Annotated in this window: 13 protein-coding genes; 1 reads left to right on the forward strand and 12 read right to left on the reverse strand. The window is 42.5% G+C overall.

What is annotated here, in order from left to right; genetic code table 11:
- Positions 1 to 144: 144 nt before the first annotated feature.
- Entirely contained in the window at positions 145 to 588 is a 444-nt protein-coding gene (locus ACJROX_RS19340; protein WP_408006834.1) for a GatB/YqeY domain-containing protein, read from the reverse strand.
- A gap of 15 nt (positions 589 to 603) precedes the next feature.
- Positions 604 to 780, reverse strand: a complete 177-nt coding sequence (rpsU, locus tag ACJROX_RS19345; protein WP_221565661.1) for a 30S ribosomal protein S21 — start codon at positions 778 to 780, stop codon at positions 604 to 606.
- 175 nt (positions 781 to 955) lie between these two features.
- Here rpsU and ACJROX_RS19350 point away from each other — a divergent pair, with 175 nt between their 5' ends.
- On the forward strand, positions 956 to 1,894 hold the full coding sequence (locus ACJROX_RS19350; RefSeq protein WP_408006836.1) for a Na/Pi symporter: 939 nt from the start codon (positions 956 to 958) through the stop codon (positions 1,892 to 1,894).
- 222 nt (positions 1,895 to 2,116) lie between these two features.
- Here ACJROX_RS19350 and deoC read toward each other — a convergent pair whose 3' ends face one another.
- The 10 genes from deoC to lepA form a co-directional block, all read right to left on the reverse strand.
- Complete coding sequence (deoC, locus tag ACJROX_RS19355) at positions 2,117 to 2,782, reverse strand: deoxyribose-phosphate aldolase (RefSeq protein WP_408006837.1); 666 nt, start codon at positions 2,780 to 2,782, stop codon at positions 2,117 to 2,119.
- A gap of 46 nt (positions 2,783 to 2,828) precedes the next feature.
- Positions 2,829 to 4,175, reverse strand: a complete 1,347-nt coding sequence (gene mtaB, locus ACJROX_RS19360) for a tRNA (N(6)-L-threonylcarbamoyladenosine(37)-C(2))-methylthiotransferase MtaB (protein WP_408006838.1) — start codon at positions 4,173 to 4,175, stop codon at positions 2,829 to 2,831.
- Positions 4,176 to 4,180: 5 nt separating this feature from the next.
- Positions 4,181 to 4,936, reverse strand: a complete 756-nt coding sequence (locus ACJROX_RS19365; RefSeq protein WP_408006840.1) for a 16S rRNA (uracil(1498)-N(3))-methyltransferase — start codon at positions 4,934 to 4,936, stop codon at positions 4,181 to 4,183.
- A complete protein-coding gene (prmA, locus tag ACJROX_RS19370) occupies positions 4,936 to 5,901 on the reverse strand; it encodes a 50S ribosomal protein L11 methyltransferase (RefSeq protein ID WP_408011709.1) in 966 nt (321 codons plus the stop codon). The genes ACJROX_RS19365 and prmA overlap by 1 nt, the downstream gene beginning before the upstream one ends.
- A gap of 56 nt (positions 5,902 to 5,957) precedes the next feature.
- Entirely contained in the window at positions 5,958 to 7,070 is a 1,113-nt protein-coding gene (dnaJ, locus tag ACJROX_RS19375) for a molecular chaperone DnaJ (protein WP_408006841.1), read from the reverse strand.
- Positions 7,071 to 7,723: 653 nt separating this feature from the next.
- On the reverse strand, positions 7,724 to 9,559 hold the full coding sequence (gene dnaK / locus ACJROX_RS19380; protein WP_408006842.1) for a molecular chaperone DnaK: 1,836 nt from the start codon (positions 9,557 to 9,559) through the stop codon (positions 7,724 to 7,726).
- A gap of 70 nt (positions 9,560 to 9,629) precedes the next feature.
- Complete coding sequence (grpE, locus tag ACJROX_RS19385; RefSeq protein WP_408006843.1) at positions 9,630 to 10,211, reverse strand: nucleotide exchange factor GrpE; 582 nt, start codon at positions 10,209 to 10,211, stop codon at positions 9,630 to 9,632.
- A 145-nt stretch (positions 10,212 to 10,356) separates the two neighbouring features.
- Positions 10,357 to 11,391: a heat-inducible transcriptional repressor HrcA gene (hrcA, locus tag ACJROX_RS19390; RefSeq protein ID WP_408006844.1), complete on the reverse strand. Its 1,035-nt coding sequence runs from the start codon at positions 11,389 to 11,391 to the stop codon at positions 10,357 to 10,359.
- 89 nt (positions 11,392 to 11,480) lie between these two features.
- Positions 11,481 to 12,623, reverse strand: a complete 1,143-nt coding sequence (hemW, locus tag ACJROX_RS19395; protein WP_408011710.1) for a radical SAM family heme chaperone HemW — start codon at positions 12,621 to 12,623, stop codon at positions 11,481 to 11,483.
- A 96-nt stretch (positions 12,624 to 12,719) separates the two neighbouring features.
- Positions 12,720 to 14,546, reverse strand: a complete 1,827-nt coding sequence (gene lepA / locus ACJROX_RS19400) for a translation elongation factor 4 (RefSeq protein WP_408006846.1) — start codon at positions 14,544 to 14,546, stop codon at positions 12,720 to 12,722.
- Positions 14,547 to 14,621: the final 75 nt, after the last annotated feature.

A 14,621-nucleotide genomic window follows, 5' to 3' on the forward strand; every position in this document is an offset into this window, starting at 1 on the left:
GTGTATTGTTTCAGGAATAACGCTTAATCTTCAGGGCATTCTGTCAGACCGTTATCACGCAGTTTTCCAGGTAATCACGCCGTTCGCAACTTTTTTAATATGAAAAAAACGCCTTGCAAATGCAAGACGTTTTTATTTCATTTATTAGGATAAGTTCTGTTGTACTAAACGGTTCACTAGACCACCATCTGCTTTTCCTTTTACCTTAGGCATGATGGCCCCCATCACCTTACCCATGTCCTGTTTAGAAGTTGCGCCAACCTGTTGAATCGTTTCTTTCACAAGTTGTTCAACTTCTTCTTCGGATAGTTGTTCTGGGAGATACTCATTGAGTATTGTAATCTCTTGGCGTAAGTTTTCTACTAAGTCGTCACGACCAGCCTTTTCGAATTCCTGGAGGGAGTCTTTCCGTTGTTTAACTTCACGTGAAAGAACCGTTAATTCCTCTTCTTCATTCAATTCGTGTCCTAACTTGATCGACTCGTTCTGAAGAGAAGCCTTTACCATACGAATGACCGTCAGTCGTTGCTTTTCCTTGTTTTTCATCGCTTGTTTCATATCTTGATTCAAACGGTCAAGTAGACTCAATTAGAACACCCTCTCTTAGTACTTACGCTTACGAGCTGCTTCAGACTTCTTCTTACGCTTTACGCTAGGCTTTTCGTAATGCTTACGCTTACGTACCTCAGCCAATGTTCCTTCTTTAGAAACGTTGCGCTTAAAACGACGAAGTGCATCTTCTATAGATTCGTTCTTACGAACACTTGTTCTAATAGACATATATTTCCCTCCCTCCAAGCTCCTTCAAAAAAATAGAAAAGGAGCGAAAAACCATATCTTTAAACATTATAATATATGCCTATTTTTTTAGTCAACTTTATTTCCGTCATTCGTGCAATTATTTCGTCATGTCCAAAACACCTCGTCCATAAAATAGACTAGGTGGTGAAGATGGATGACACAGATAATCTCATTATTCGCAGTCTTCTTGACAATATTCCTTTTCGGAATGACTGTGATGCGGCTCGGTCTGAATACTGCTTCTCAACAAAAACTCAAGGTGTTGTTACTTCGCTATACAAACAAAACCTGGAAAAGCTTTTTATTAGGGACTTTGATTACAGCTGTCGTACAGAGCAGTTCTGCTGTCATGGTCATCGTCATTGGTCTCGTAGCGGCGGGACTTATGAACTTTCGGCAATCAATCGGGATCATACTTGGCGCGAATATCGGTACTACCGTTTCAACTGAGATCATCACCCTTGAAATCGACCAGTTGATCTTACCTTTTTTATTCCTAGGGTTCATAATGATTCTATTTTCAAAAAAATGGTCGTTCTGTTGTGGATCAGCCTTGTTCGGTCTCGGTTGCATGTTTGTCGCGATGAATGGGTTTGAAGCTTTAGCCGGTCCCATCACGCAACTTACCTGGGTCCAGCATTTCTTACAATTGACGAATGAGCATATTTTATATGGACTTGGCCTGGGAACGACAATGACAGCTGTCATCCAATCCAGTACAGCCACGACTGCCATCATCATGTCACTCATGCATGAGAACATCCTATCTTTGACTTCAGGCATCGCAATCATGTTAGGCGCAAATGTGGGAACATGTGTCACTGCCATGATCGCCTCTATCGGTACGACTCGGGAAGCTAAGCTTGTCGCTTTTGCGCATATTTGGATCAATATCATCGGGGTGTTCCTGTTTTTACCGTTTCTGAAACTTTTCTCAGAGTTCGTCATTTTGCTGACTCATTTGCCAGATGTTCAAATTGCGCATGCAAGTGTTTTATTCAATGTCATTTCATCGTTATTGCTGCTGCCTTGTGCAGGACTTCTAGCTGCCATCATTACAAAGCTGCACGGAGAAAGAGTTGTTAAACTTTGATCATACAGATCGTTAGTCATCTTTTTAGGTTTTTGACTCCATTTTTAGTCGTTTAATAACTGTTTGTTTCAAATGTAATCCACCTGAAACCTTAGTGTTCATGGCAATGATAAAGCCTAGAGCTTGGTCTTCAAGCTGATTTTTCCCTACAACTGGGGGCAAAACAGCACACCTTCAAAATTATCTCTACAAAAAAGAGGCTGGCACTTAAGCCAGTCCTCCTTAATAATCAGATTGAGATGTTTCCCCTTTTACGATCGCAATACCAGAACTTGCTCCAATTCGTGTTGCTCCGGCATCGATCATTTCTTTAGCTGATTCAGGCCCTCTCACACCGCCGCTTGCTTTTACACCGATTTCTGGCCCGACGACTTTCCGCATCAATGCCACATCTTCTGGAGTCGCTCCTCCAGTTGAGAAGCCAGTTGAAGTTTTAACAAAATCAGCACCAGCTTTTACAGAGAGTTCACAAGCATGCTTCTTCTCGTCCTCAGTTAAAAGACATGTTTCAATGATAACTTTCGTAAGAGCTTTCCCTTTTGCAGCATCTACGACTGCTTTGATGTCTTTTTCAACGAGTTCATAGTTTTTGCTCTTCAATGCACCGATGTTGATGACCATATCAACTTCTGTCGCTCCATTTTCAATTGCATTCTTTGTTTCGAACGACTTCGTTTCAGGAGTTGACGCCCCTAATGGAAAGCCGATCACTGTACAAACTTTTACATCTGTATCTTTTAAAATATCATAGGCAGTTGCAACCCAGGTAGGGTTTACACAAACAGAAGCAAATGAATATTCCTTCGCTTCCTCAGCTAGTTTAACGATATCTTCTTTTGTCAATTCAGGTTTTAAAGCTGTGTGGTCAATCATTTTTGCTATATTCATACTAGCAGCTCCTGTCATTTATTTTATTTTTATTTCTGACGCTCATTCATGCAGTAGCAGTCGTTTGTTCTGGATCCATGATTCTTACGAATTGACCTTCGTTAACAGGGTATCCTGCTTCCGTGATCTTTACACGAACGAGTTTGCCGATCATGTCCTCAGTTGCTGGTATACGGACTTTCATATAGTTGGCCGTATAGCCGATATACATGTTCCTATCTGGGTGGTCCTTATCAATTTCCTCTGGGATGATATCAAGCACTTCCCCTTCGTATTGGGAGGCATATTCCTTCGCTAATTGATTAGACAGTTCAATCAAGCGATGTACTCGCTCGTTTTTAACATCTTCAGGTACTTGGTCTTCCATATTTGCTGCTGGCGTTCCAGTTCTGCGGCTGAACGGGAATACATGAAGTTCGGAAAACTTATGTTCCTTGACGAAATTATACGTTTCCATGAATTCTTCTTCTGTTTCACCTGGGAAACCAACAATCACATCCGAAGTAATCGCGAGACCTGGAAGGGCTTTTTTCAACTTATTCAATCGATCAGCGAACATCTCCATGCTGTACTTCCTTCTCATCCGCTTCAATACGGTGTCAGAACCAGACTGTAATGGGATGTGGAGATGAGGGACGACGATTTCAGAACGATCTAGCACATTAATCACTTCGTCGGTCACCTGACTCGCTTCAATTGACGATATTCGCAACCGCTTTAAGCCTTTCACCTGTTCATCGATATCAGATAAAAGCTTTGCGAAGTTATAGTCCTTCATGTCCTCACCGTAACCGGCTGTATGGATACCCGTAAGGACGATTTCTTGATATCCTGCGTCGACAAGCTGTTGGGCTTGCTCAATGACATGTTCTGGCTTTCTGGATCTTAAAAGCCCACGTGCCCAGGGAATGATGCAGAACGTACAGAAATTGTTGCACCCTTCCTGGATCTTTAAAGAAGCGCGTGTACGATCCGTGAATGCAGGTACTTCAAGCTCCTCGTACACACGGGCTTTCATGATATTCCCTACTCCATTGATCGGTTGACGTTCACGTTTATATTGCTCGATGTATTCGAGCATCTTTACTCGGTCTTGTGTACCAACGACTACATCCACACCAGGGATCGCCATGACTTCTGCCGGTGAGGTCTGTGCGTAACACCCTGTGACACAGATGACGGCATCCGGATTTTTACGTATGGCACGCCGAATGACCTGGCGACTTTTTTTATCCCCAGTATTCGTTACTGTACAGGTGTTGATTACATACACATCTGCATGCTTTTCGAAGTCGGTACGCTCGTAATTTTGGCTTTTGAATAACTGCCAAATCGCTTCAGTTTCATAATGATTCACTTTACACCCTAATGTATGAAACGCTACAGAAGGCATTTTGGTCACCTCAATAATTCTAATTGATAGGAAACAGCAGAAAGCACATAGAGTGATGCTGTTTCAGTCCGAAGGATGCGGGGTCCAAACCCGCAAACGACAAACCCGGCATCTTGAAGACGCTGGACTTCGTCTTTTGTCAAACCACCTTCAGGGCCAATGACGACGATGATGTCATCGTTTTCAATGTCCGCATTGCTAAAAAGCTTGGCTAATCGGGAAGTTTCGTTTAGTTTTGCCTGTTCTTCATATGCGACGATTTTGATCGTAAAAGATTCACTTAGAGAGATCAATTTGTTAAAGGAAACCGGCTCTGAGCATTCAGGCATACGATTCCGATGGGATTGTTCAGCAGCTTCTTTAATGATCTTCTGCAGCCGTTCGGTCTTCTTTTTGGACTTTTTCGAATCCCATTTCACAATCGACCTGGATGCTTGAAATGGGATGAATTGATTTGCACCTAACTCGGTTCCTTTTTGGACAATCATTTCTAGTTTATCATGCTTTGGCAGTCCTTGTGCAATCGTAACAGAAATTGGAAGTTCCGTTTTAGAGCTGATCCATTCGGAAATTACAAGTTGCACAGAAGTATCTGTTATTTCTGTGATCGTGCACCTGGCGACACGTCCATGATTGTCACTGCAAATCACTTGATCCCCAGTACCCATCCTCATCACTTTCGAAATGTGCTTTATATCTTCGCCGGAAATCGTTACAGTTTCATCTGTCATTTGATCAGGCTGTACAAAGTACCGTTGCATCAATGATTCTCCTGAACTTCATTTATTGAAGGCTTCCTGACAATAAAGGCAACCCAGTCTTCCATCAGTAACGTTTCATCAATCTGGAATCCAGCATCTGTGAGAGATTGCTTCACTTCATCTTTCTTACCTTTGATGATTCCTGAAACGATGAACCTTCCATCAGGTTTAAGTAATTCAAATGCATCTTTATCAAAACGAAGGATGATTTCTGCTAATATGTTAGCTACGATGACGTCATACTCACCGCTGATATTGTCCAGCAGATTGTTTTGACGGACGGTGATCTGCTCCTGGGATTTGTTCAGCTTGATGTTCAATCGTGCACTTTTCACAGCTATCTCATCCAAGTCCAGTGCAGTTACATGTTTTGCTCCGAGCTTAGCGGCAGCAATACTGAGAACACCTGAACCTGTCCCAACATCAATCACTTCATCATCAAGTCTCAAGGTCTTTTCAATCGCCTGGATACACATGACTGTCGTCGGATGTGTGCCCGTTCCGAAAGCCATCCCAGGGTCAAGTTCTACAATGAGTTCATCCGTGCTCACTTTTTCATACTCTTCCCACGTTGGGATGATTGTAATTCGTTCAGATATTTTCACCGGCTTATAATACTTCTTCCAAGCAGTGGCCCATTCTTCTTCATGGACTTCACTGATCGTGATCCTATTGTGACCCAGGTCGATATTATAAAGAAGCAATCCATTGATCGCTTCCTTTATTTCTTCAACGGTCTCTCCTAAAAAGCTGTTAACTGGCAAATAAGCTTTTACAATTACTCCTTCTTCTGGGTAATCGTCCGGATTAAGCTGATAGATCTCACCCATTGAGGTATCCCACACTTTAATCAAGTCCTGCGGGTCTTCTATCACTACTCCACTAGCTCCTGATTCATGCAGAATATTCGAAATCGGTTCAATTGCTTCCTGTGTTGTATGAATACTAATTTCAGACCATTTCATGAGATCTACCATCTTCCTTTCGTTTTCATTCATCACGATCATCCGGACCCTTTTTTTTATTCGCCTTTAAAAGCTCTTTTCACTTTACTGAACAAATTATCATGCTGTTCATCTACTGTTTCGCCACTGATTTCAGCAAACTCACGAAGCAATTGCTTTTGTCGGTCGCTCAGATTTTTCGGGGTGATCACTTTCACTTTGACATGCTGATCCCCTTGACCGTAGCCACGTACATTCTGAACACCTTTTCCACGAAGACGGAAGCTTGTTCCAGACTGTGTTCCTGAAGGGATCTTCAGCTTCACTTTACCATGAAGGGTAGGAACCTCGATTTCATCACCTAGTGTAACTTGTGTGAATGTAAGCGGCATATCGATGAAAATATCATCTCCATCACGCTTATAAAGTTCGTGTGGTGCTACACGCACAACAACATATAAATCTCCTGGAGGTCCGCCGTTCTCACCCGCTTCACCTTTTCCTGCTACACGGATTTGTTGTCCATGGTCGATTCCAGCTGGAATTTTCACATGGATTTTCTTTTGTTTACGAACCTTGCCTTTTCCACCGCATGTATTGCATTTCTCTTTGATGAATTTACCAGTACCATTACAGTGGTGGCATACACGACGGTTGACGACACGTCCAAAAGGTGTATTTTGTTCCACATTCAACTGACCGCTGCCACCGCAATGTGAGCATGTTTCAGGTTTCGTTCCAGACTTTGCTCCAGATCCGAAGCATGTATCACATTCTTCTTCTTTAGGTATTTGAATATCTGTCTCTTTACCGAAAACAGCTTCTTCGAATTTTAGAGTCATCGTATATTGCAGATCTGCCCCTTGGCGAGGAGCATTCGGATTCCTGCGTCCGCCGCCGCCTCCAAAGAACATATCGAATATATCTCCGAAACCACCGAAGTCTGCTCCACCTGCCCCAAATCCTTGGTTAGGATCGGAATGGCCGAATTGATCATAATGGGCTTTCTTCTGTGAGTCACTCAGGACATCATAGGCTTCTTTGACTTCTTTAAACTTCTCCTCAGCATCCGACGCTTTATTGACATCCGGATGATATTTTCTAGCGAGTTTTCGATAAGCTTTTTTAACTTCATCAGTCGAGGCGTTCTTATCAACGCCAAGGACTTCATAATAATCACGCTTACTCAACACTCTCACTCCCGGTTCTTTTACATAACGATTATCATATCACTATAGTCTATAACTCCGCAACATGTTGCCATGAATTCGTTTTAAGCATTATGCTCCGAATACTCCTTGTTGATTTTTCCAAAATTCACTGCCTTTCCGCGGGCTGAAGAAATGCGGAAGCGACCCGCTTAGTTACGTAGGTCACTGGAAAACTGACGAGAAGGCTGTGGCTGCCACAGGAAGTTTGAATTGATCCAAGTGACTGGTCGCTGAGCTAGGCATCGCACTTCTCTGCATCCTCGCTCACTTGCACAGGAAGTGCTGGCTTCGACGTTCACCATAGGACGTGGTGGTATTTAGTCGAAGTTCATTATTATACTCGAAGATCCGATCGCTGTGGAGTCTCGTCTGGCTCGCTTTTCCCGCTGGAGTGTCGTGAATTTTGCTAAAAGCAATTTTCTTAAGAAATCAATATTAAAAACAAATACTGAAGATGTAAGCACCCTGTCTTCCTCATGTATTTCTCTGAAGGTCGAACAATAAGGAAAAGAATGATCCAAGTGGCTAGGTGCTGGAGCTAATTAATTTCGTTGCCAAAAACGAATCCATTCTTTTCATTCATAGAAAAAGTCAAAGCCTTGAAGACTGACTTTGACTTTTCCTTATCATACTTACTTCTTCTCGTTATCGTCGTTTACTTCTTCGTAATCAGCATCTACTACATCATCATTTTGCGCTTTTTGATTGTCTCCGCCTTCTTGTGCAGCTTGAGCCTGCTGTGCAGCTTGTTCGTAAAGTTTTGTCGATAGCTCTTGGACAACCTGTTGCAATTCGTCTTTAGCAGAACGGATTGCTTCTAGATCGTCACCTTCTAGTGCTTTTTTAACTTTATCTTTTGCTTCGTTCGCTTTGGTTACTTCAGCTTCATCCACATTGCCTTCAAGATCTTTCAATGTCTTTTCGGTTGTGAAAACGAGTTGATCCGCTTCGTTACGAAGGTCTACCGCTTCACGGCGCTCTTTGTCAGCTTCTGCGTTTTCTTCCGCATCTTTAACCATCTTTTCGATTTCTTCTTCAGATAGCCCTGAAGAGGAAGTGATCGTGATGGATTGTTCTTTGTTCGTTCCAAGGTCCTTCGCTTTAACGTTTACGATACCGTTCGCATCAATATCGAATGATACTTCGATTTGTGGTACTCCTCGTGGTGCCGGCGGAATATCAGTCAATTGGAAACGTCCAAGCGTCTTATTGTCGGCAGCCATTTCACGCTCACCTTGAAGGACGTGGATATCAACGGACGGTTGATTATCAGCCGCTGTAGAGAATACCTGTGACTTGCTTGTAGGGATTGTCGTGTTACGTTCGATAAGCTTCGTATTCACTCCACCCATTGTTTCAATACCAAGAGAAAGTGGAGTTACGTCAAGTAAAACGACGTCTTTTACATCACCAGTCAATACACCCGCTTGGATCGCGGCACCTAATGCTACCACTTCATCCGGATTGACACCTTTATGAGGATCTTTTCCTGTTATTTTCTTGATTGCTTCTTGTACAGCTGGGATACGTGTAGATCCACCAACCAGTACTACTTTGTCAATTTCAGATGGTGTAAGGCCAGCATCTTTAATTGCTTGACGAGTAGGTCCCATTGTACGTTCTACTAGATCAGAAGTCATTTCATCAAACTTAGCACGGGATAAATTTACTTCCAAGTGCTTAGGACCAGATGCATCTGCTGTGATGAATGGTAATGAAATTTGTGTTTGGGTTACACCAGAAAGGTCTTTCTTCGCTTTCTCTGCAGCATCCTTCAAACGTTGAAGAGCCATTTTGTCTTGAGAAAGGTCGATTCCGTTTTCCTTTTTGAACTCATTTACGAGATAGTCGATGATTGCCTGGTCGAAGTCATCTCCACCTAGTTCGTTGTCACCAGATGTTGCTTTAACTTCGAAGAAACCGTCACCTAGTTCAAGAAGTGATACGTCGAATGTTCCTCCACCCAAGTCATAAACCAGGATCGTTTGGTCATCTTCTTTTTCAAGGCCATACGCTAGAGCAGCAGCTGTCGGCTCATTGATGATACGTTCAACTTCCAAGCCGGCGATCTTGCCAGCGTCTTTTGTGGCTTGACGTTGAGAATCATTGAAGTAAGCCGGTACTGTGATGACAGCCTTAGTAACCTTCTCACCAAGATATGCTTCAGCGTCAGATTTAAGTTTTTGAAGGATGATCGCTGAAACTTCTTGTGGTGTGTACTCTTTTCCTTCTGCTTCAACCTTATAATTCGTTCCCATATGACGCTTGATAGAAATGATGGTGTTCGGATTCGTAACCGCTTGGCGCTTGGCAACTTCTCCGACTAGACGCTCTCCATCTTTAAATGCAACGACAGATGGTGTCGTGCGGTTTCCTTCTGGATTCGGGATGACTGTTGCTTCCCCGCCTTCCATTACTGCAACACAAGAGTTAGTTGTACCTAAGTCAATACCAATTACTTTGCTCATGACAATTCCTCCTATTTTAATATGTAGCTTTGATTTTTAGTTTGGAAATTCAATTTCTTTAACTAGAACTCTACTTCGAATTCACTTTCACCATTGCAGGACGGACAACTCGGTCTTTCAATTTGAAGCCTTTTTGCAGGACTTCAACGACAGTGTTGTCTTCATAGCCGTCCTCTTGAACTTGCATGACAGCCTGATGCTGGTGAGGGTCAAAAGCTTCTCCTTCACCTGGTACTTCTTCTACACCTTCATTCTTAAGCACCTCGATCAACTGATTATAAACCATCTTCATTCCTTGATGATAAGAATCAATTTGTTCACTATCTGTCTGCACATTCAATGCACGTTCAAAATTATCAATGACTGGAAGCAACCCTTCTACAATCCCTTGAGCTCTATATTTCGCAGCCGCTTCTTTTTCTTCTCGCGTACGGCGGCGGAAATTATCATAATCAGCTTGAACACGGATCATACGATTTTTTATATCTTCGAGTTCCTTTTCTAGTTCGGTCACTCGGTTATCTTCTTCATTTTCAATCTCAATCGCTTCATCATTAGATTCTTCTGCCTTTTCTGCTGCAGCTTCCTCTTGCGATTCTTCATTTGATTCTTCCTTCTCCTGAAGATCTTGTTGTTGCTTGTTTTCTTCCATTTCATTCACCTCCCTGAACTAGTCAATGGCCTATTTTCATCAATTTGATTTTGATCGAAAACATGCTGAAAAATGGGTGATAAAGAGATCTCCCACTCTTTAAGCGTGACGTGCTATCGGTTCATCTTTAAAGCTATTACCACAATCAGTTTGAATAATACCGCTGCGTTAGCACTTTAGTCAAATCTTTTGAAAGAAGATCAAGCAATCCGATAACACGAGGATATTCCATACGAGTCGGTCCTAGGATTGCAAGGGTCCCCATGTGCTGTCCTCCAATTGAATAGCTGGCAGTGATAAGGCTGCAATTCTTCATCTCTTGGATAGAGTTTTCCGCCCCGATTTTGACGTTGACCCCATCAGTAGTTCCTTGATGAAGGAGTTGATGCACCAGCTCTTGTTTCTCTATCGCATTATAAAGAGCTTTCACTTTTTCAACATCCTGGAATTCAGGCTGGTTAAGAATGTTCGTTTTCCCGCCATAATAGACTTTATCCGATTTCTCATTCTGGAAAAGCTGTGCTAAGAAATCAAGCGTCTTTTCATAATTTTGGAGGTGTGCTTTCATTAAACCTTGAACCTCTTGATACAGCTGAATTTTAAGCCGCGAGAACGAGACTCCCTTTAATCGCTCATTCAAAATATTGACAGTGCGCTCAAGATCGGAAGCATCCATACCATCGGGTAATTCAACCGTGTATTTCTCTACATGACCAGTATCAGTGATCAATATCAGTATGGCAGTTTCAGCTGAAATAGGCACGATCTGCAAATGCTTCAGCTTTGTTTCATAAACTTCAGGCCCCAGGATGATGGATGTATAATTTGTGATTTCAGAGAGCAGATTCGCCGAATGCTCAATCAACATCTCTAGTTCAAGCATCTTTTCATGAAACAAAGAACGGATTCGCTTCATGTCCCTGTTCCTCATAGTAACAGGTGATAACAGATTATCGACATAGAAGCGGTACCCTTTTTCAGAAGGGATCCGCCCTGAAGAACTGTGAGTCTTTTCGATGAAACCCATTACCTCAAGATTAGCAAGCTCGTTCCGAATCGTTGCAGAACTGAATGAGATATCCTGACGTTTAGAGATACTTCTTGATCCGAGAGGCTCTGCATTCTGTATATATTCATCTATAAGAATCTGGAGAATTAACAGCTGACGATCCGTTAACATCGAGTCTCATCCTCCTTGTTAGCACTCGTTCTAATTGAGTGCTAATTCTAATTTATAAATTACCAAATGAGAAAATACTTTGTCAATGTTTATATTACACCGATGAACTCTTGGAAAACTTCATTGCCGAGAAAAAGCCCTCGGTTCGTCAGACGAATACTTTGAGTGTCATTGACAAGAAGACCTTGAGCTGTGAGTTTATCAATTTGTTCTGAAAAAACATCTTCAATATGAAGGTTGTATTTTTTATAGAAGGTTTCTTTGTTTACGCCATCCATTTTACGGAGCCCAAGAAAAACCTCTTCTTCCATACGATCTTTTTCTTCTAGTCTGGTTACGATTCTTTGAGGCAACGCATCTTCCCGGATTTTACGGATATAATGCGGCAGTGGCTTCACGTTTTCATAGCGTATATCGTCAAGGTATCCATGTGCCCCTGCCCCGATCCCGTAATAAGGTTCGTTCTTCCAATAGACCCTGTTATGCTTGCTTTCGTATCCCGGCTTTGCAAAATTGCTGATTTCATATTGGAAGAAACCTTTCTGTTTCAAGGTATCGATCAAGTACTCGAACATAACCGATTCTTTCTCTTCACCCGGAAGGGATAACTCGCCTTTCTTGTCACGAATGCCAAAAACGGTCTGATTCTCCACTTGAAGTGAATAGGCCGAAATATGAGGAACATTCAATTGAAGTGCTAAGCTGACGGATTCCTTGAACATCTCGAGTGTTTGGCCTGGTAAACCGAACATCAAGTCGATCGAAATGTTTTCAAACCCGATCGCTTGTGCTTCATGGATCATTCTCGCTACATCTTCACGGCGATGATTCCTGTTGAGCGCAGAAAGGAGCGTATCTTGAAAGGCTTGCACTCCAATGCTCAAGCGATTGGCACCTGCATTTTTTAATATTTGGAGTTTGTTTCTTTCAGTTACAGATGGGTTCGCTTCAACCGTAAATTCGATATTTTGATCGGTTGGCTGTAGATGTGTAGTGACGATCTCCAACATCCGCTTGAGCTGTTCATCATCAAGAGCTGTCGGTGTTCCTCCGCCAATGTAGAAGGTCTCAATCGCTTTTGCTGGATATGCTTCTAATAGTTTTTTGATTTCAAGCTCCATTGCATCCAAGTAATCATCGACCGGCTGACCTTGGATCAAAAACTTATTGAAATCACAATAATGGCAGATCTGCTCACAGAAAGGGATATGGATATAAGCCGCTTTCGTCATATTCATCACACTTTCCAAAGGAATAATCATTGTATGTTCCATGTATAAAAGAGAGGATGACTCAAACCAGCGAGCCATCCTTCAAACAGCATATTATCAATCGTCTGAATCCATACGCAATACAGACATGAAAGCTTCTTGCGGCACCTCTACGTTTCCGACTGTTTTCATTCGTTTCTTACCTTCTTTTTGCTTTTCTAACAGTTTACGTTTACGTGAGATGTCTCCCCCGTAACACTTCGCAAGCACGTTTTTACGCAATGCTCGGATGTTGGTCCTTGCAATGATCTTTTGTCCGATTGCTGCTTGGACAGGAATTTCGAATTGGTGTCGCGGAATAAGCTCTTTCAATTTATCAACCACAGCTTTCCCACGATCATAAGAGAAATCTCTGTGGACGATGACAGACAACGCATCGATTTTCTCACCATTCAAGAGAATATCCATCTTCACAAGTTTTGATTGCTTGTATCCGATCAATTCATAATCCAGCGATGCGTATCCTTTCGTACTGGACTTCAATTGGTCGAAGAAATCATAGACAATCTCGGATAGCGGAATTTCATAAATGACGTTGACCCGGATATCATCCAAGTACTCCATCGTAATGAAATTCCCACGCTTTTTTTGGCAGATTTCCATTACTGCACCGACATAGTCGTTCGGTGTCATGATCGATGCCTTCACATAAGGCTCTTCAACGTGATCGATCGTCTGTGCATCAGGCATATTAGCCGGATTATCAACGATCAACTTCTCCCCGCTTGTCAAATATACATTATAGATAACACTCGGCGCCGTCGTAATAAGATCGATTCCGAATTCTCGTTCAATACGCTCCTGGATGATTTCCATATGAAGAAGGCCAAGGAAACCGCACCGGAAACCGAATCCTAATGCTTGAGAGGTTTCAGCCTCATATTGAAGTGAGGAATCGTTCAACTCCAACCGTTCCAACGCTTCCCGGAGATCGTTGTAGTTATTTGAGTCAACAGGATATAATCCACAGAACACCATCGGATTCATTTTACGATAACCAGGAAGCGGTGTATCCGCTCCACCTTTTGCTGTCGTGATCGTATCCCCGACACGAGTATCTCCTACATTTTTAATCGATGCAGTGAGGAATCCGACATCCCCGACTGTCAATTCGTCCTTCATGACCGGTTTCGGTGTGAATACGCCTAATTCGTTCACTTCAAATTCTTTTCCGGTCGCCATCATTTTGATTTTGTCACCGACTTTTACAGTGCCTTCCGTGATCCGGATATAAGCGACCACACCACGATAGCTATCGTATAAGGAATCGAAAATCAATGCCTTTAATGGAGCTTCCGGGTCACCTTGAGGAGCAGGGACCTTTTCCACAATCTGCTCTAGAATGTCTTCGATCCCTATTCCATTTTTGGCAGAGGCCAATACCGCATCCGAAGCATCGAGCCCTATGACATCCTCAACTTCTTTACGGACACGCTCTGGTTCAGCACTTGGTAAATCGATTTTATTGATGACCGGCAAGATTTCAAGGTCATTCTCAAGTGCGAGATAGACATTCGCCAAGGTCTGTGCTTCTATCCCTTGAGCAGCATCAACGATCAATAAAGCACCCTCACAAGCTGCCAGGCTCCGGGATACTTCATATGTAAAATCGACGTGTCCAGGCGTGTCAATAAGATGGAAAATATACTCCTCTCCATCTTTTGCTTTATATGTCAATTGAACGGCATTCAACTTGATTGTAATTCCACGTTCACGTTCTAAGTCCATAGCATCAAGCATTTGCTCTTTCATTTCACGTTGTGTCAAAGCGCTTGTCTGTTCAAGAATCCGGTCTGCCAACGTTGATTTCCCGTGGTCGATATGGGCGATAATCGAAAAGTTGCGGATTCTTGATTGACGTTCTAATTTTTTCTCTTTACTCATTCTCTTCACTCCTAAGGTCGTACAACTAAGCTAGCATTGATTATAGCAATAGCACTCTGTTTATTCAATTGTTTC

Origin of the sequence: Pseudalkalibacillus sp. A8 (assembly GCF_045920555.1) — a bacterium.
In the GTDB taxonomy this organism is placed as follows: Bacteria; Bacillota; Bacilli; order Bacillales; family Fictibacillaceae; genus Pseudalkalibacillus.